At 73.6% G+C, this 16,115-nt stretch carries 17 protein-coding genes and 3 pseudogenes; 6 read left to right on the top strand and 14 right to left on the bottom strand.

Translation table 11 applies throughout. From position 1 onward, the window contains the following. The first annotated feature begins 10 nt into the window (after nt 1–10). Nucleotides 11–733 carry a dienelactone hydrolase family protein gene (locus tag FL583_RS38005; protein WP_142709767.1) on the top strand — a complete coding sequence of 241 codons (723 nt, stop codon included), beginning with the start codon at nt 11–13 and terminating at the stop codon, nt 731–733. Nucleotides 734–752: 19 nt separating this feature from the next. Here FL583_RS38005 and FL583_RS38010 read toward each other — a convergent pair. From FL583_RS38010 to FL583_RS38020, 3 genes and pseudogenes are all read right to left on the bottom strand, one after another. Then, nucleotides 753–1,022: pseudogene (locus FL583_RS38010) on the bottom strand (DUF1905 domain-containing protein); the annotation flags it as partial. A 99-nt stretch (nt 1,023–1,121) separates the two neighbouring features. After that, complete coding sequence (locus FL583_RS38015; RefSeq protein WP_142709769.1) at nt 1,122–1,568, bottom strand: TIGR00725 family protein; 447 nt, start codon at nt 1,566–1,568, stop codon at nt 1,122–1,124. Next, nucleotides 1,565–2,371: an LLM class flavin-dependent oxidoreductase gene (locus FL583_RS38020; protein ID WP_240746963.1), complete on the bottom strand. Its 807-nt coding sequence runs from the start codon at nt 2,369–2,371 to the stop codon at nt 1,565–1,567. The genes FL583_RS38015 and FL583_RS38020 overlap by 4 nt, the downstream gene beginning before the upstream one ends. A 13-nt stretch (nt 2,372–2,384) precedes the next feature. Here FL583_RS38020 and FL583_RS38025 point away from each other — a divergent pair. Together FL583_RS38025 and FL583_RS38030 are read left to right on the top strand one after the other, a co-directional pair. Continuing rightward, nucleotides 2,385–2,887: pseudogene (locus FL583_RS38025) on the top strand (helix-turn-helix transcriptional regulator). 5 nt (nt 2,888–2,892) lie between these two features. Beyond that, nucleotides 2,893–3,651: a glutamine amidotransferase gene (locus FL583_RS38030; protein ID WP_142709770.1), complete on the top strand. Its 759-nt coding sequence runs from the start codon at nt 2,893–2,895 to the stop codon at nt 3,649–3,651. Here FL583_RS38030 and FL583_RS38035 read toward each other — a convergent pair. From FL583_RS38035 to FL583_RS38050, 4 genes are all read right to left on the bottom strand, one after another. Then, entirely contained in the window at nt 3,605–4,003 is a 399-nt protein-coding gene (locus FL583_RS38035; protein ID WP_170324088.1) for a PPOX class F420-dependent oxidoreductase, read from the bottom strand. The two genes, FL583_RS38030 and FL583_RS38035, sit on opposite strands and share 47 nt — an antisense overlap. Before the next feature lie 51 nt (nt 4,004–4,054). After that, a complete protein-coding gene (locus FL583_RS38040; protein ID WP_142709772.1) occupies nt 4,055–4,963 on the bottom strand; it encodes an NAD(+)/NADH kinase in 909 nt (302 codons plus the stop codon). 12 nt (nt 4,964–4,975) lie between these two features. Beyond that, nucleotides 4,976–6,085, bottom strand: coding sequence for an MFS transporter (locus tag FL583_RS38045; protein WP_205752822.1), 1,110 nt, complete (start codon nt 6,083–6,085; stop codon nt 4,976–4,978). 105 nt (nt 6,086–6,190) lie between these two features. Next, nucleotides 6,191–7,852, bottom strand: a complete 1,662-nt coding sequence (locus FL583_RS38050) for an alpha-keto acid decarboxylase family protein (RefSeq protein ID WP_142709773.1) — start codon at nt 7,850–7,852, stop codon at nt 6,191–6,193. 60 nt (nt 7,853–7,912) lie between these two features. Here FL583_RS38050 and FL583_RS38055 point away from each other — a divergent pair, with 60 nt between their 5' ends. After that, the gene (locus FL583_RS38055; RefSeq protein ID WP_276611680.1) at nt 7,913–8,422 is read left to right on the top strand and encodes an Lrp/AsnC family transcriptional regulator; all 510 of its coding nucleotides are present in this window, start codon (nt 7,913–7,915) and stop codon (nt 8,420–8,422) included. Nucleotides 8,423–8,463: 41 nt separating this feature from the next. Here FL583_RS38055 and FL583_RS38060 read toward each other — a convergent pair whose 3' ends face one another. Further along, the gene (locus tag FL583_RS38060; RefSeq protein WP_142709775.1) at nt 8,464–9,276 is read right to left on the bottom strand and encodes a hypothetical protein; all 813 of its coding nucleotides are present in this window, start codon (nt 9,274–9,276) and stop codon (nt 8,464–8,466) included. A gap of 66 nt (nt 9,277–9,342) precedes the next feature. Further along, nucleotides 9,343–10,179 carry an acyl-CoA thioesterase gene (locus FL583_RS38065; RefSeq protein WP_142709776.1) on the bottom strand — a complete coding sequence of 279 codons (837 nt, stop codon included), beginning with the start codon at nt 10,177–10,179 and terminating at the stop codon, nt 9,343–9,345. 43 nt (nt 10,180–10,222) lie between these two features. Here FL583_RS38065 and FL583_RS38070 point away from each other — a divergent pair, with 43 nt between their 5' ends. Next, nucleotides 10,223–11,284: a toprim domain-containing protein gene (locus FL583_RS38070; RefSeq protein WP_142709777.1), complete on the top strand. Its 1,062-nt coding sequence runs from the start codon at nt 10,223–10,225 to the stop codon at nt 11,282–11,284. Here the strand turns inward: FL583_RS38070 and FL583_RS38075 are convergent. From FL583_RS38075 to FL583_RS38095, 5 genes are all read right to left on the bottom strand, one after another. Further along, nucleotides 11,236–11,640: a hypothetical protein gene (locus tag FL583_RS38075; RefSeq protein WP_142709778.1), complete on the bottom strand. Its 405-nt coding sequence runs from the start codon at nt 11,638–11,640 to the stop codon at nt 11,236–11,238. The genes FL583_RS38070 and FL583_RS38075 overlap by 49 nt on opposite strands. A gap of 12 nt (nt 11,641–11,652) precedes the next feature. Then, nucleotides 11,653–12,483: a response regulator transcription factor gene (locus FL583_RS38080; protein ID WP_142709779.1), complete on the bottom strand. Its 831-nt coding sequence runs from the start codon at nt 12,481–12,483 to the stop codon at nt 11,653–11,655. Between the two features lie 127 nt (nt 12,484–12,610). Continuing rightward, a complete protein-coding gene (locus FL583_RS38085) occupies nt 12,611–13,069 on the bottom strand; it encodes a hypothetical protein (protein WP_142709780.1) in 459 nt (152 codons plus the stop codon). Beyond that, complete coding sequence (locus FL583_RS42215) at nt 13,047–13,658, bottom strand: RNA polymerase sigma factor (RefSeq protein ID WP_142709786.1); 612 nt, start codon at nt 13,656–13,658, stop codon at nt 13,047–13,049. The genes FL583_RS38085 and FL583_RS42215 overlap by 23 nt, the downstream gene beginning before the upstream one ends. Further along, entirely contained in the window at nt 13,655–14,797 is a 1,143-nt protein-coding gene (locus tag FL583_RS38095; RefSeq protein WP_142709781.1) for a S8/S53 family peptidase, read from the bottom strand. The genes FL583_RS42215 and FL583_RS38095 overlap by 4 nt, the downstream gene beginning before the upstream one ends. Nucleotides 14,798–14,941: 144 nt before the next feature. Here FL583_RS38095 and FL583_RS38100 point away from each other — a divergent pair. Beyond that, nucleotides 14,942–16,115: pseudogene (locus FL583_RS38100) on the top strand (hypothetical protein); the annotation flags it as partial.

Genomic DNA, 16,115 nt, shown 5'->3' on the forward strand with positions numbered 1-16,115 from the left:
CTCTCGCGACGTGAAGCTGATCGAGGAACGGATCGTCGTCGGGGGCACGATCAACGTGGCCGTCCTCCGGCCCGTGGGCGACGGGCCCTGGCCCGGGGCGCTGCTCTACACGGACATCTTCCAGCTGACCGAGTCGACGCTGCGCACCGCACGCCGGCTGGCCGGGTCGGGATTCGTGGTGTGCGTGCCCGAGATCTACCCGCACGGTCCGCTGGCCGGCGTGGCGCTGGAGTTCGACGACGCCGGCAAGCAGGCCGGCCTGGCCGGCGCCGCGGCCATGACCACCGCCGAGTTCGACGCCGACCGCGCCGCCGTGCTGGACCACCTCGCGGCCCGCGCCGACGTGTCGACGCTGGCGGTGACCGGCTTCTGCCTCGGCGGGCACCTCGCGTTCCGGGCCGCGTTCGACGAGCGCGTCGAGGCGACCGTCTGCTTCTACCCGACCGGCCTGCACAACGGTGCGCTCGGCTCCGACACCGCCGACAGCCTGGCCCGGGCGGCCGAGATCCGGGGGCGGCTGATGATCGTGTTCGGGTCCCAGGATCCGCACGTGCCGGCGGAGGCGCGGCTGGCCACGGTCACCGCGCTGTACGCGGCCGGCCTGACCGACCTGGAGCTGCACGTGTACCGGGGAGGGGAGCACGCGTTCATGCGGGACGTGGGTCCCCGGCACGATCCGGAGCTCACCGATCTGGCGCTGGCGTCCGCGGTGTCGTTCTTCCGGGGCCGCTGACCGCGCCGGTCCCGGGCGGCAGGCGTTCGGTGAGGTGGACGCGGACTTCGTCGCCCTCGGCCTTGCCGATCGCCTTGCGGACGGCGGCGCTCACCGGCAGCTTGTGGGTGCCGTCGCCCAGGGCCATGAAGGCTCCGCGGAACGGTTCGCCGTCGATGTCGCCGCGGACCTTGACCAGGCCGCGGGTGCCGAACACGGTGGCCGAGCCGGGCAGCTGCACGCAGATCCAGGTGTCGCCGGGGCGGACGCGTCCGAGGGTGGCGGTGAAGGTGAGATCGAGCGGGGACATGGCTCCTCCTTGGTCACCTCGTACACGAACGAGCAACCCGGAAATCGACTAGGCCCTGTCCTGCGAATCTCGCTCGCAGCGAGGTTCGCAGGACAGGGCCTAGGCGAGGGCGCGTCGGACGGCTTCTTCTGGTGAAGGCGCGGGTTCGAGGCCGGGGATCTCCCAGCCGTCCAGGGCGTAGACCGGCTTGCCGGCGCGCTTGGCCAGCGCGATCTCGCTGAGCGTCCCCCAGCTGCCGCCGACCGCGACGAACGCGCGCCCGGCCCGGACGATCAACCCGTTGCGCAGCTCGCCCAGGCCCGTCGGGAGGGCGATCGTGACGTACGGGTTCGCGTCCGCGGCCTCGGTCCCGGGCAGGAAGCCGATCGTCGTGCCGCCGGCCGACCGGGCGCCGCGGCACGCGGCTTCCATCACGCCGCCGAGGCCGCCGCAGACGACGATCGCCCCGCTCCGGGCGAGCAGCGTTCCCACCTCGGCGGCGAGCGCGCACTGGGACGCGGTCGCGCCGTCTCCGGGACCGATGACGCCGATCAGCGGTGCGTTCACACCGCCGGACCGTACAGGCCGGCGATCAGCGCCAGCTGTTCGCGCTGGGTCGCGAGATCGAGCGCGGCGATCCGGAGCACCAGGTGGCGCGCCCCGGCGGCGACGTACGCGTCGAGCACCGAGCGCACGTGCTCCGCCGGGCCGGCGACCAGCAGCTGGATCGTCGAGACGACCGACCGTGGCATCCCGTAGGCCGCCCGCACATAGGCGTCGAGCCCCTCGTCGTCCCCCACCAGCACGGTCGCGAACAACGCCGGAGCGATCTCCCGCCCGCCAGCGCGTACCGCAGCCAGACCCGACGCGTAGGCCGAGACCGTCGGCGGGTACGGGAGCCAGCCGTCGTACAGCCGCCCGGCCCGCCCCAACGCCGACCTCCCCGCCCCACCCAGCCACACCGCCGGCCCACCCTCCCGCGCCGGCGGCACCACCGGCGGCACCTCGATCGACCCGATCACCACCGGCTCCCCCGCCCACAACTGCCTCCACACCCCGACGGTCTCGTCCAAGCGCACGAACCGCCGCTCCCACGGCACCTCCGAGATCGCGTACTCCCGCTCCGACCGTCCCGGAAACCCCGCCCCGACGCCGACCGTCAGCCGCCCGCCCGACAGCCGATCCACCGAAGCCAGCACCGACGCCGTCTGCACCGGCCGCCGCAGCAGCGGCAGCAACGTCGCCGTCCCGAGCCCGATCCGCCGGGTCACCGCGGCCACCGCCGACAACACGGTCAGCGGCTCGACCACCGGCCGCAGCAGCGTGTCCCCGACCCACACCGACGACAGGCCCAGCGACTCGGCCGCCACCGCCAGCTCCAGGATCCCCCGCACGTCCCACGGCGAAAGGGTCGTAAAGGTCAGCCAGCTCGACCTCGCGCTGCGCGCCGGAACCACCCAGCGCCACCTGAGCTTTCTGGAGAGCGGCCGGTCCGCGCCCGGCCGCACGCTCGTCGTCCGCCTGGCCGAGTCACTCGAGCTCCCGCTGCGCGAGCGCAACGAGCTGCTGGCCGCCGCGGGCTACGCCCCCGTCTACCCCCAGACCCCGCTCGAGGACCTGACCGCCGTCCGGACCGCCCTCCGCCACGTCCTGGCCGGCCACGAGCCCTATCCCGCCGTCGTCGTCGACCGCTACGGCACCCTGGTGGACGCCAACCGAGCGCCGTCCCGCTGCACCTCGCGTCCGGGCGCGGGGAGCTCCACCTGACCACCACGGTCACGACGTTCGCCACCGCCCTCGACGTCACGGTCGCCGAGCTCAAACTCGAAGCCTTCCTGCCCGCCGACGTGCCGACCGCCGAGCGGCTGCGCCAACCCGTACGGTAGGGACGGTGAAGCCGTTCCTGCTGCTGGCCACCCGGGCCGAGGACGCCGCCGCCGACGAGGAGTACGAGGCGTTCCTCCGCTTCTCCGGTCTCGACGAACGCGACCTGCGCCGTCACCGCCTCGAGCGCACCCCGCTCGGCGACCTCGCGCTCGACGACTGGTCGGGCATCCTGCTCGGCGGCGGCCCGTTCAACGTCTCCGACCCGGCCGACGCCAAGACACCGGTGCAGCAGCGCGTCGAGAAGGAGCTCCACGACCTGATCGGGCGGATCGTCGCCGAGGACTTCCCGTTCCTGGGCGCCTGCTACGGCATCGGGACGCTCGGCGGCCACCAGGGCGGCGTCATCGACCGCACCTACGGCGAGCCGGTCGGCGCGGTCGAGATCACGGTCGTCGAGAACGATCCGTTGTTCGCCGACGTCCCGACGACGTTCGAGGCGTTCGTCGGCCACAAGGAGGCGATCCGCGAGCTGCCCGACCACGCGGTAGTGCTGGCCCGATCCGAAAAATGCCCGGTGCAGGCGTTCCGGATCGGACAGAACGTCTACGCGACCCAGTTCCACCCCGAGCTCGACGCCGCCGGCCTGGCCACCCGCGTCGACGTCTACAAGTACGCCGGGTACTTCAGGCCCGAGGAGGCCGACGAGATCAAGGCCCTCGCGTACGCGTCCGACGTCAAGTACCCGCCCGCCGTACTGCAGGCCTTCATCGAGAAAGCTAGCCGAGCGCCGAGTAGTGCACGACGGTCGGCGTCACGCGGATGATCAGCCGGACCTCGTCGTCGGACTCCCCCGGCGGCTCGACCTCGAGGTACTTCTGCGACAGCGCGCCCGGCAGCGCCTTCTCCGGGTCCGGCAGCAGCTCCGCGGTCCCGCGGACCTCCGCTCCCACGTAGGGGTTCCCCTCGTCGTGCACGGCGACGCTCACCCGCGGGTCCCGGGCGACGTTGCGAGCCTTCTTGCGGTGGTCGAGGACGGAGAACAGCAGCGTGTCCCCGTCCCGGAGCACCCAGAGGACGCTCGTCTGGGGCGACCCGTCGGGGTTGATCGTCGCCAGCGTCGCGAAGTTCCGTCCGTCGAACAAGGCCCGGACGTCCGGGCTCAGAGTCACCGTCACGCGCCTCATCCTCACGCCGAGCCCGGACCGGCGGAAGAAGGCACATAAATGTCACCGTTCGAGGCGCGCCCGGTACGACGCCGGAATCAGCTCGCGCAGCTCCTCCGGTAGCAGCGGCAGGTCCAGCAGGCTGAGCTTGACGTAGCTGCGCTGCCGGTGCGTCTGCGAGTCGAGCCGCACCACCAGCCCGGCCCGGGGCTCGAGCCGCACGTCCACCGAGCCACCGCCGCCGACGTGGGCCAGCGCCCGGCCGTCGATCTCCAGCGTCACGTCGCCGGAGTCGGGCAGCAGGTCGAGGCGCACCGGCTCGCCCGCGGACAGGACCAGCGACCGCGAGATGCCGGCCAGCGGCGCGGTCGGCGTCACGATCAGCGCCTCGGTGGCGGGCGAGATCACCGGGCCACCGGCCGCGTAGTTGTAGGCGGTGGACCCGGCCGCGGTGGCCAGCACCAGCGAGTCGCAGCGGTAGTAGCCGTACCGCTGGCCGTCCACGGCCAGCGAGGCGGCCGCGACCCCGGAGCCGGGCTGCCGGATCACCGCGAGGTCGTTGAACGCGACGAACTCCTTACCGTCGACCGAGATCCGCAGGCAGCTGTGCGGTTCGACGGTGAAGTCCTCGGCCGAGAGCCGGTCGAGCGCGGCCGGGAGCTCGACCGGGTCGACCTCGATCAGGAACCCGAGCTTGCCGAGGTTGACGCCCAGCACCGGCCGCGGGGAGTCGGCGACCAGCCGCAGCGCGCCGAGCATCGTGCCGTCGCCGCCGATGCTCACCAGCGCGTCGCAGGTGCGGACGAACTCCTCGGGCGGGAGCGCCGACACGCCCTCGGGCGCCCGGTCGCGGTCGGCCTCGCGGACGTACACGCCGAACTCGTGCCGCCCGGCCCACTCGACGACCGTCGACGCCACCGGGAGGACGTTCTTGGTCGGATGGAACACCAGCCCGATCGCGATCTTGTGCATTCCCCCACCTCATCATGCGCGCGGTAGCCACCTCGGCAGCCGGAGCGCGAGCACCACGACGGGCAAGGCCGCGAGCGCGCACAGCACCGGCAGCGACACCGCGCCGGACGCCGCTCCGAACACCGCGTAAACGATCAACGCGACGACTTCCTCCCCGATCGCCGACACCGAGGTCACGGTGGCGCGCGGTCCGGTCAGCGTGTCCTGCAGCCGCGCCGACGCGACGACGATCGCCGCCCCGAGCGCTCCGTACCCGACGCTCAGCAGCACGAACCCGGCCGGGTGGCGAATCAGCGCGCCGGCGGCCAGCACGATCGCACCCGCGCCGGCCAGCCCGGCCACCCAGCGCGGCGCCAGCCCGGCCAGCCGTCCACCGGCCTCGGCGCCGAGCGCGTACGCGAGTTCCGGCACCAGCAACAGGTACGGCAGCGCGGCGACCGACGTGAGGCCGACCGCGAGCAGCGAGAAGTACTCCTCGATCGCGGTGGCTCCGCTGAGCACGACGACCGAGGCGACGAGCAGCCCCACGGCCCGGTTCCGCACGGCCTCGGTGACGCCCGCCCTCAGCGTCGCGAAGTACCCGTCGCCGGGCTCGTCCGCGTCCACGTCCGAGTCCGCGTCCGCGTCCGCGTCCAACGGCGAACCCGCGGGCAGGCGGGTCGTGAGGGCCGCGCAGAGCAGGCAGGCGGCGACGGACGCCCAGCCCGCCGCGCGGTAGCCGCCGAGCGCGAGCAGCGGGCCGGCCAGCGCGGTCCCGGCGAGCGTTCCGGTCGCGGCGAGCGCCTCGCAGCGGCCGAGGATCCGGGCGTAGCGGTCGGCCGCGCCGAGGCGGGTCAGCTCGTCGTAGACGAGCGCCTCCCAGGTGCCCGACGACAGCGCGCCGTTGACGCCCCACAGCACGAACCCCAGCGCGAAGCCGGTGAACGTCGGCCACAGCAGCCAGCACGCGAACCCGAGGGCCCGGATGACCTCGGCCACGACCAGGAGGTGCCGGCGGGGAACCCGGTCGGCCAGCGCGCCCGACGGCACCTCGAGCACGAACCCGGTGAGCGACCAGATGCCGAAGAGCAGGCTGATCTGCCCGCCCGACATCCCGGAGTCCGCGAACAGCAGCGCGTACACCGGGTAGAGCGGGATGAGCTCGGTCAGGAACCGGAGCAGCTGGATCTTCCGGGCGAGACGGCCCGGAGCGTCAGTGGATCAATGTCGTCGGCGCATGAACCGATGCTAGCTGTTCGAGGCCAGCCGTTTCAGCATCGGCGGGGCGTCGGCCGAGGGCAGCACGGCCTCGATGAACACCAGCTTCTCCGGCGCCGCGCCGGCCGCGGCGAGCGCCTGGCGCAGCTCCCGGCGGCTGGTCGCCCGGTAGGTGTGGGCGTTCGGAGCGACCGACCGCACCAGACCGCTCCAGTTCCACGGCGTGACGTCGTGGTAGAGCGCCTCCGGGCTGCGCTGCACCCGCGCGCCGGTGCGCCCGGCGTTGTTGACGACGATCACGACCGGGGTCAGCCCGGACGACGCGATCGTGCCGAGCTCGGGCGCGGACGTCTGGGCCGCGCCGTCGCCGATGACCAGCACCGGACGGCGGCCCGGCTCGGCCAGCCCGGCGCCGAGCGTCGCGGGCAGCGTGTAGCCGGGCGAGCTCCAGACCGGCTGGCCGACGAACGCGGTGTTCGGCGGGAACGTGATGCTGACCGCGCCCCAGAACGACGTCCCGACCTCGGTGAGCAGCGTCGAGGACGCCGGCAGCCACTCCTCCAGGCTCTCCCAGAGCGAGATCTGGGTCAGCGCGTCGGTGACCGGGCCGTGCTCGTCCTCGGCCCGGCGGCCCAGCATCGCCGAGGCCGGCAGCCCGGCCGCCGGAAGCGTCGCGTACTCGCCGGCCAGGCCGGTCAGCGCGGCCAGCGCGGCGCGCATCGGCACGCCCTCGAAGACCTCGCCGGCGACGACCGCGGTGGTGCCGCGGACGTCGATCGTGTGCGCCGGGTCCTCCCGGGCGGTGAACGCGCCCGCGACCGTGTCGGTCATCAGCGTGCCGACCGTGATCAGGACCGCCGCCTGGTCGACGGCCCGCCGGGCCGACTTCACGCCGACGTCACCGCAGTAGACCCCGGCGAAGCACGGGTGGTCCTCGTCGATCGCGCCCTTGCTCGACACCAGCGTGACGAACGGCAGCGGACCGGCCTCGACCAGCGCGCGCAGCTCCCGGGTGGCTCCCCGGCGCTCGACGCCGTGCCCGGCGATGACCGTGACCTGGCCGTCCTTGGCCCGCAGCAGGGCCCGGGCGGCGTTCGCGAACGCGGCCAGCGCGGGGGCGTCGACCGGCTCGGTCCAGACCGGGGTGGCCAGCCGGTGGGCGTCGACCGGCGCGGACGCGACGTCGGCCGGGACGCTCAGGTAGACCGGGCGGGAGGTGGCCACCGCGGTCGCCAGCGCGTGATCGATCTGCGACGCCGCACTCGCGTGGGTGAGCACCTCGGTCGCGGCCGTGACCTCGCGGTAGGCGCGGGCGAAGTGGCCGGGGTCGCCGTCGGCGAGCGTGTGGCGGAGCAGCGCGGCACCGGAGCCGGTGGGCGGCGCGCCGGTGATCTGGACGACCGGGACCTGCTCGGCGTAGGCCCCGGCGATCGCGGTGAGGCAGCTCAGCTCGCCGACGCCGGACGTCGTGACGACGGCCGCGAGCCCCCGGCGGCGGGCGTAGGCGTCAGCCGCGCACCCGGCGCTCAGCTCGTTCGCCGAGCCGATCCAGCGCTGCTGGCCACCGCGGAGCATCCGGTCGAGCAGCTCGAGGTTGGAGTCGCCGGGGACGCCGAACAGGTGCGCGACCCCGTGCTGGCGGAGGCGTTCGGCCAGGTAGTCCGCAACCGAGACCTCTCGCGTGACGCCCATACTGGGAAACCTGCCGTTCGGGGGACAGAACGACAAGATGTACGTTGTTCACTGAGCAAAATGCTTCATGCGGACGCCCGGCGGAGGCGACTTTTGAGCGAAACGCGCATTGTCGATCGGACCGATGCGTCAATTCTGATTGCTCTGGACGACGAGCCGCTGGCCACGGTGACAGCGCTCTCCGAGGAGCTGCGCTTCGCCCGGAACACCGTGCAGGCGCGGCAGCGCCGGCTGGAGTCGGACGGGGTGCTGGCGCCGCCGTCGGCCCGGCTGCGGCCGGAGGCGATGGGACTGTCGCTGCTGGCGTTCGTGTCGATCCAGATCAGCCAGGGAGAGCTGGATCCGACCGTGGAGGCGCTGTCGGCGATTCCCGAGGTGCTCGAGTTGCACGCGGTGACCGGGGACGCTGACCTGATCGCGCGGGTGGTGGCGCGGGATCCGGAGGACCTGCACCGGGTGACGCGGTTGATCGTGGGGTCGTACGGGGTGATGCGGACGTCGACGAGCCTGGCGGCGCGGGAATTGATCTCACGCCGGATGCGGCCGCTGCTGGAGCGGTCGCTGGAATGAGAAACCGCCCCGGGCCGGGGCCCGGGGCGGTGTCCGACCACCTAGTGCTCGACGTGCTCGCGCCGGAACCGGCTGAACAGCGAGTGGCGCTCGGTGTCGGCGCGCTCTTCGGCGGCCCGCTCGGCCCGCTCGGTGTGCTCGGCCCGGGCGGCGTCGGCCTGCACGGCCCGGTCGGTCTCGACCCGCTCGGTCGCCGCGGCGGCCTGGGCCCGCTCGGCGTCGTGGCTGTCGGCCCTGGCCTCCTCGTTCCGGATGACGCGCGGCTGCTCGGTGCGGTCGGCCTCGATCTGCTCGGCGGCGCGCTCGCGCTCGGCCCGCTCGACCGGGTCGTGCCGGTCGGCGTTCACCCGCTCGGCCGCGACCTCACGGTCGGCCTCGCGGTCGGCCGCGGCGGCGTCGGTGCGGCGACGGGACCGGTCGGCGTGCACCGGAGCCTCGCGCAGCGCCTCGGCCTGCGCCTTCTCGGTGTCGTGGATCCGGTTGTCGCCGGGCGCCCCGTCGAAGTCGATGTCCGGAGCCAGCTCCCGCGCCCGCTGCGCCAGCCGCTCGGCCTCGGCCCGCTCCTTCTCCGCGTTCTCCCGCCGCTCGGCGGCCGCACGCTCCTCGCGCGCCACCTCACGCTCCACTTCGGCCCGACGGGCCCGCGCCTGCGCGGCCTGCTGCTCGGCCGCGGCCCGCTCGGCTTCCGCCTTGGCCGCCCGGGCCTTCGACTCCTCGAGGTGCTCCTGCGCCTGCAGCCGGCGCTCCTCTGCTCTGCGTGCCTTCGCGGCGCGCTGACGCGGTAGGACGACCGCGAACAACACGAGCGCTAACAGCACGATCACGACGAGCGCGATGATCAGCCCGGTCGTCATGTCGCCTCCGTGTCTGGATGAGCTACTGCTCGGTCGAGACCCGTACTACCCACAAAACGTGCCGGACTATCGCCGGTCGGCCGGCGGACGCTCGTACCGCATCAGACCTTCCTGCGTCACCGCCGCCACCAGGTTCCCGGCCCGGTCGAAGATCCGCCCCTGGGTGAACGCCCGCCCGAACCCCGCCGACGGCGACGTCTGGTCGTACAGCAGCCACTCGTCGGCCCGGAACGGACGCAGGAACCAGAGCGCGTGATCCAGCGACGCGCCCTGGGTGTGCGGCCCGGACGCGTGCGGCACCCGCGCCGATCCGAGCAGCGTCATGTCGCTGAGATACGTCAGCACGCACACGTGGAAGATCGGGTCCGTCGGCAGCGCGTGCCGATAGCGGATCCAGATCTGCTGCTGCGCCGCCACCCCGGGTCGCTTGTCGACGGACGCGGCCGGGATCTGCCGGAAGTCCCAGTCCGGCCACTCGCGGGCGTGCCAGGCGGCCATCGACCCCTCGAGCGCGACCGGGTCCGGCAGGTCCTCCGGATACGGCACCGCGGGCATCTCGTCCTGGTGCTCGGGGCCCGCGTCCTGGACGTGGAACGACGCCGACATGAAGAAGATGACCTTGCCGTCCTGCACGCCGGTCACCCGGCGGGTCGCGAACGACCGTCCGTCCCGGATCCGGTCGACCAGGTACACGGTCGGGATCTCCGGCTTCCCCGGCCGGATGAAGTAGCCGTGCAGCGAGTGCACGACGTAGCCGGAATCCACGGTCCGCACGGCGGCGACCAGCGACTGGGCCGCGACCTGACCGCCGAACGTCCGCTGCAGGAACGAGTCGGGGGTGCTGCCCCGGAAGATGTCGTTCTCGATGCGCTCTATGTCGAGAACTTCATGGATGGTCGCCACCGACCCACTCTAATTGTCGAACATGTGTACGTAGCATGGGGTCATGGGCCGCCTCGTCGAGGCGCACCAGCGTGCGGCCGCGTACTACGCCGGTCAGCTCTCCCGGCTGACCGGCGGCCCGGCGTTGCACTACCTGCGCAGCCGCGGTATCCCCCAGTCGCTGGCCCGGTCCCGGCCGTGGCGCCTGGGGTACGCGCCGCCGGTCCGCACCGGGCTGACCGGCTACCTGCGCCGCCTCGGCTTCGCCGACGACGAGCTGATCGAGGCCGGGCTCACGGTCGTCACCCGCACCGGCCGGCCGGTGGACGCGTTCCGCGACCGGTTGCTGTTCCCGATCCGCGGGCCCGACGGCCGCGTCCGGGCGTTCGTCGGCCGCGACCTCTCCGGTCAGGCGCGCGTCCCGCGCTACCGCAACACGGCGACCACGCCGATCTACACGAAGAGCGGCTACCTGTACGGCTCGGCCGAGGTCCTGTCCTTGTTCGGACGCCCGCTGGGCGGGCACCGCGGGTCGCTGGCCGGGGTGATCCTGGTCGAGGGCCCGGCCGACGCGGTCGCGCTCTCCCGGCTGCCGCCCGGCCCGGACGGGCGGTTCGCCGCGGTCTCGACCTGCGGCACCGCGGTCACCGCGGGTCAGATCGCGCGCCTGGCGGCGACGGTCCCGCCGGGCACGCCGGTGATCGTCTGCTTCGATCCGGACGCCGCCGGCGCGCGCGCCGCCGATCGGGCCTACGACCTCTTGCGGACGTGGGACGGGCCGGTCGACGCGATCGTGCTGCCGCCGGGGGTCGACCCGGCCGCGCTGATCGCCCGCTCCGGCCCGCGGGCGGCCGCCCGGGCCCTGCGCGACGCCCGGACGTCGCTGCTGGCCGCCCGCGTCGCCCGGCGGGTGTCCGGGCGACGGCTGGACGAGATCGAAGGCCGGCTCGGTGCCCTCCGGGCCGCCGGTGCGCTCCTGCGCCACGCGGTACCCCGCGACGCGCCGCAGCTGGCGCTGATCGCCCGCGACCTCGCCGTCCGGCTGGGCTTCGACGGCGTCACCGTGTTCGAGGGGATCTACCCGGCGGCCGGTGACGGCCACGAGCCCACCTCGGTGAACGCGTGACGCAACGTCGCCCGCACCGAGAACTTCTCGGCGATCCGCGCGATGACGCCCGGGTGGTCGCCGTGGGCGCCGTCGCCGTCGACCAGCCCGTCGAGGAACAGCAGGAAGTCCGTGCTGGTGGTGGTGACGTTGCCGCGGAGCAGCGTGACGTGCTCGATCAGGCCGCCCGCGAACGGCTCCCGCTCCAGCGTCGGCACGATCTCGTTCCCGAGGTACGCGATGAACTCCTCGGCGAGTCTCTCCAGCTCGGCGAGGAGCGCCGGGATCTCCGCGTCGGACGCGTCGGGGATGCGGAGGCTCACGTCCTCGCCGTCCTTCGGCGCGATGTGCAGTTCGTACAGGACACCGCTGGTCATGGTGTGGTCCCTTCAGTGGGCCGCCGCCGCGAGCGCGGGCGGGCGAATGGAAGCCGGAGCGGCGAGGTCGCCGGTGGCGCGGAGGTAGGACAGGACGGCCAGGACGCGGCGGTGGTCGTCCGGGCGGGGCGGCAGGCCGAGCCGGATGAAGATGCTGCGGACGTGGGCCTCCACCGTCCGCGGGGCCAGGAACAGGTGCTCGCTGATCGCCTCGTTCGAGCGCCCCTCGGCCATCAGCGACAGCACCTCCCGCTCGCGGTCGCTGAGCGTCCCGACCGGCTCGGCGATCGGATCGCAGGTGCGCCGCCGGGCGAGGGCGGCGGCCACGTCCGGGGCGAGCACGCACCCGCCGTCGGCGACCCGGCGCACGGCGGTCCGGAACGCGTCGATGCCCCCGACGCGGTCGACGAGCAGGTAGCCGATCCCCCGGGTGCCCGCCCGCACCAATCGGTCGAGCACGGCGTCCACCACCGCGTGAGCGAGGACGACGACCCCGACGTCGGGATCGTGGACGCGGGCCTCGGCGGCGGCGTCGAGCCGGCCGGTCTTCGGGTGGTGGCGGGGCCGGAACTGCGCGGACCGCGCGTCGACCACCACGACCGCGGGCCGGAAGCGGGTCACCGCGGACCGGAGCTCGTCGGGGTCGCTGACCTGGGCGACGACCTCGAACCCGTCGCGGGTCAGGAGTTCCGCGAGCGCGTCGCGGAGAAACGTCGGATCGTCCGCGAGGACGACGCGGTTGCGGCGCTCACCGGCCGAAGCGGACGGACGGCGGGGCAGCGGGGTGACGGTCCCCTCCGGGGAGGGGCGGTTCGGGTAGGGCACGGAAACTGCGGCTCTCATCGGCATCCCCCGGGCCGCGGCCCGGATCGACCGGGCCGTTGGATTGGTCGCCCTTCAGAGGGAGCCGGTGCGCGCTTGATACAGCCAATCCGCGGACTGTCCGATCGCCGACTCCGGCCTCAGCCGGTCAGCTGATCCACGGGGTCACGGTGCCGGCGCAGCGCAGCCGGAACGGACGGTCGAGCGGGAACGGCTCGACCGCGAAGTACCCGACCGCATCGACGTCCACAGTCGACCCGTCGGCGTCCGGACGCTCGACGACGACGTAGGCCGGGATCTCGACGTCCGCGGTCGCGACGAGCTGGCCGCGGAGCGCGTCGGGGTCGTACTCGAGGTCGAGCTCCATCGTCAGCGTCGACGTCTCGAACGTCAGGCTGCGCCGGGGCGGGCCGTCGGCGCGGACCAGCACCGGCGGGCGGTCGTCGGCCGAGTCGTACCGCAGGGCGCTCAGCTCGGCATCCACGGTGCGCCAGGTGAACACCGCCCGCCCGGCCCTGGTCACGCTCTCGGGAACCGCGGTCTGTTCGGCCAGCGCCTCGCCGAGCGCACGCAGGAGCGCGTCGTCATCGCTCCACGCGGTCGGCATCGCGGCTCCCTCCGGACGAACGCTGGTCGGCGGCCAGGAGTGCAGCCACCTCCGGTGTCCGGCGTAACGCGGCCAGACAACGGACGCGATGCGGGCCGATGCTCCCGATCGCAATACCCAGATCTTCACTGATTTGCGCATATGGCGTCGGCGGATCTCGGAGCAACAGACCGAGGAGTTTGCGGCACCGCTCGCCGAGCTGCGCGAACGCTGCCCGCAGAGCGTCGTTGCGCTCGGCGCGCAGCAGCGCCTCGTCGGCGGCCGGGCCGTGTCCGTCCGGAACGACCTCGACGAGCAGCGGCCGCTCGGCCGTGGCCCGGCCCTGGGCGACCCGGGCGAGGCGGATGCACTCGCGCCGGGCCGTCGTCAGGAGCCAGCCGGGCAGGGCGGCGGGGCTGCGCAGCGTCGGCAGGTGTTCCAGCAACCGGAGCCAGACCACCTGGGCGACGTCGTCGGTGTCGGCGGCGGACAGCTCGTAGCGGCGGCAGACGGACCAGAGCAGGGGCGCGAACCGGTCGACGAGCGCGCCCCAGGCCCGCTCGTCGCCGTCCGCCGCCGCCCGGACGAGCTCCTCGACCGATGCCGTCAGCTCAGCCGCCGATAGGGTGCGATGTCGCTCGCCTCTCCGTTGAGCAGTTGGTCCAGCGCGTCGAACGCGCTGAGTTTGTCGACCGACATCCGGCGGGCGATCTCGCCGGTGACCGTGGCCGCCGCGAACGAGCTCCCGGCCCAGGACGCGTACGGCTGGGGAAAGTCGACGTCTCCTTGCCGCGGCTCGACGAAGTGGACCTCGCCCTCGAGGAACAGGCCGACCGGGATCACGCCGTCGGCGACCAGGTCGAGCCAGGGCCGGTCCGGCGTCGTGTCGGCCAGCTCGAACGAGCCGTCCGCGGCGACCGTTCCGGAGCCGACCGCCACGACGTCGTTGAAGAAGGCCGGGTAGAGGTTCGGGGTCCCGATCCGGTTCTGGGCGTAGTTGCCGCCCGAGGCCACCAGCACCGCGTTGGTGCCGATCCGGTCGATCGCCCGCCGCAGCGGCGTCGGCGCGTCCGACACCAGCGCGCCGAACGACATGTTGATGACGCTGACGCCCTCGTCGACGAACTCCACCAGCCGGGTGGCGACGCTCCACGAGTCGTGGAGGTTCGGCCCGAGCACCTGCTTGCAGACCAGCAGCGCCTCGGGCGCCCGCCGGCGCACGATGCCGGCGACGAACGTGGCGTGGCCGGACGACGCCTGGGGGGACGCGGTGGACTCCCCCTCGATGTGCCCGAGCAGGTCGGGGTGCTCGAAGATCAGCGTGTCGGCGATGCCGATCCGCGGGCTGTCCGGGCCGACGGATCCCTCCGGGAACGTGAAGCCCCGCGCGGCCACCGGCTCCGGCAGTGCGTCCGAACCCTTCACGTGCGGGCTGCTGAAGATCCCCACCCCGCGGTCACGGGTGATCTCCGGGTCCCAGCCGCCGAACAGGGTCGTCGCCTTCTCGCCGAGCAGACCGATGACCGTGTCCAGGCCGTCCAGCGAGGCCTCGGGCCAGACCGAGGCGGCGGTGAGGACCCCGGTGAGGTCGAGTTTGGTGAGACCCAGCTCGGCGTTCGACTCCTCGGCGGACAGGCCGAAGACGCCGTCCACGTCGCTGACGTTCGCCGCGGCGACGTCGGCCGCGACGGCGTCGATCAGGTGCTTGACGGCGGCCCGGTTCACGATGTCGACGTACAGGGTGTTCATCGATCGATCTCCCCCAACCCAGGCAGCGCGGACGGGGTGTCTGCGCCAGTGTGTCCTTCAGAGGCGACGTGGGCCCGCGTGATACACCCCGAAGCCGATGAGTCTTGGAAAGAATCCCCGCTACCGTCACTCTGGACTTCGGCGATGACGACGACAACATTCGACCGGGCGGTCGAGGCCGTTCATCTGGCCGAGGTGGACCCGGCACGTTCGGCCTCGGCCGCTGTCGTGCTGGCCCGGCAGGCCCGCCGGGCCGGTGACTTCGCGACCGCGTCGGTCGCCTACCGGGCTCTCGGCATCGCGGCCCTGCACCTGCAGGACACCGACGTCGCCGCCCGTCACCTGCGCACCGCGGCCGCCCTCGGACGCCGGGCCGCGGACCCGGCGCTCGTCGTCGAGGCCCGGCTGAAGCTGGTGGCCGTCCTCACCAACCGCGGACGCCCGGCCGCGGCGCTGCGCGAGATGGACGCGGTGCTGGCCGAGGCGTCCGGAGTGGACCACGCCCGGGCGCTGGCCCAGAAGGGCGCGATGCTCGTCCAGCTCGGGATGAACGACGCCGCCTCGGACACGCTGAGCCTGGCGATCCCGCCGCTGCGCGCGGCCGACGACCTGCAGTGGCTCAAGCGCGCGCTGAGCAACCGGGGACTGGCCCGCGGGCGCCGGTTCCGGTTCGACGACGCCGAGGCGGATCTGCGCGAGGCGCTGCGGATCAACGTCGAACTGGGCATCGACCTGTCGGTGGCGTTCGTCGAGCAGAACCTCGGGTGGATCTCCTCGCTGCGCGGGGAGGTACCGCGGGCGCTGGCGCACTTCGACCGGGCCGAGGAGACGCTGCGGAAGCTCAACGCGCAGATCGGGTTCCTGTTGCAGGACCGGGCCGAGCTGCTGTTCTCGGTCGGGCTGGTCGCGGAGGCGCGGGAGGTCGCGGAGGAGGCGGTGGCCGCGCTCGAGGCCGAGCGGCAGCGGATCGCGCTGCCGGAGGTCCGGCTGCTGCTGGCCCGGCTGGCCGTGCTGGACGCCGACCCCGACGGCGGGCTGGTGCAGGCGTCGCGGGCGGTGCGGGAGCTGGGGCGGCAGCGGCGTCCGGAGTGGGGGGTGCTGGCGCGGTTCGTCGTCACCGCGTGCCGCGCGGCCGGGGCCGGGCGGTCCCGGATCTTGGTGCGCAGCCTCCTGACGGCGGCCGACCGCCTGACCGAGGCCGGCTGGCCCGACGCCGCCGTCGAGGCCCGCCTCCTGGCCGCACACCTCGCCGCCGAGCGGGCGCCGTCGGCCCCCGGGCCGGACGGCACAGCAGCCGCGGGCGCGGGCCACGCCACCG

Source organism: Cryptosporangium phraense (assembly GCF_006912135.1).
Classification (GTDB): Bacteria; Actinomycetota; Actinomycetes; order Mycobacteriales; family Cryptosporangiaceae; genus Cryptosporangium; species Cryptosporangium phraense.

What these genes read in the sequence shown, in the direction of transcription:
- FL583_RS38040 (WP_142709772.1), bottom strand. Translation starts at nt 4,963, where the DNA reads ATGCACAAGATCGCGATCGGGCTGGTGTTCCATCCGACCAAGAACGTC.
- FL583_RS38050 (WP_142709773.1), bottom strand. Translation starts at nt 7,852, where the DNA reads ATGGGCGTCACGCGAGAGGTCTCGGTTGCGGACTACCTGGCCGAACGC.
- FL583_RS38055 (WP_276611680.1), top strand. Translation starts at nt 7,913, where the DNA reads ATGCTTCATGCGGACGCCCGGCGGAGGCGACTTTTGAGCGAAACGCGC.
- FL583_RS38060 (WP_142709775.1), bottom strand. Translation starts at nt 9,276, where the DNA reads ATGACGACCGGGCTGATCATCGCGCTCGTCGTGATCGTGCTGTTAGCG.
- FL583_RS38070 (WP_142709777.1), top strand. Translation starts at nt 10,223, where the DNA reads ATGGGCCGCCTCGTCGAGGCGCACCAGCGTGCGGCCGCGTACTACGCC.
- FL583_RS38075 (WP_142709778.1), bottom strand. Translation starts at nt 11,640, where the DNA reads ATGACCAGCGGTGTCCTGTACGAACTGCACATCGCGCCGAAGGACGGC.
- FL583_RS38080 (WP_142709779.1), bottom strand. Translation starts at nt 12,483, where the DNA reads ATGAGAGCCGCAGTTTCCGTGCCCTACCCGAACCGCCCCTCCCCGGAG.
- FL583_RS38085 (WP_142709780.1), bottom strand. Translation starts at nt 13,069, where the DNA reads ATGCCGACCGCGTGGAGCGATGACGACGCGCTCCTGCGTGCGCTCGGC.
- FL583_RS38095 (WP_142709781.1), bottom strand. Translation starts at nt 14,797, where the DNA reads ATGAACACCCTGTACGTCGACATCGTGAACCGGGCCGCCGTCAAGCAC.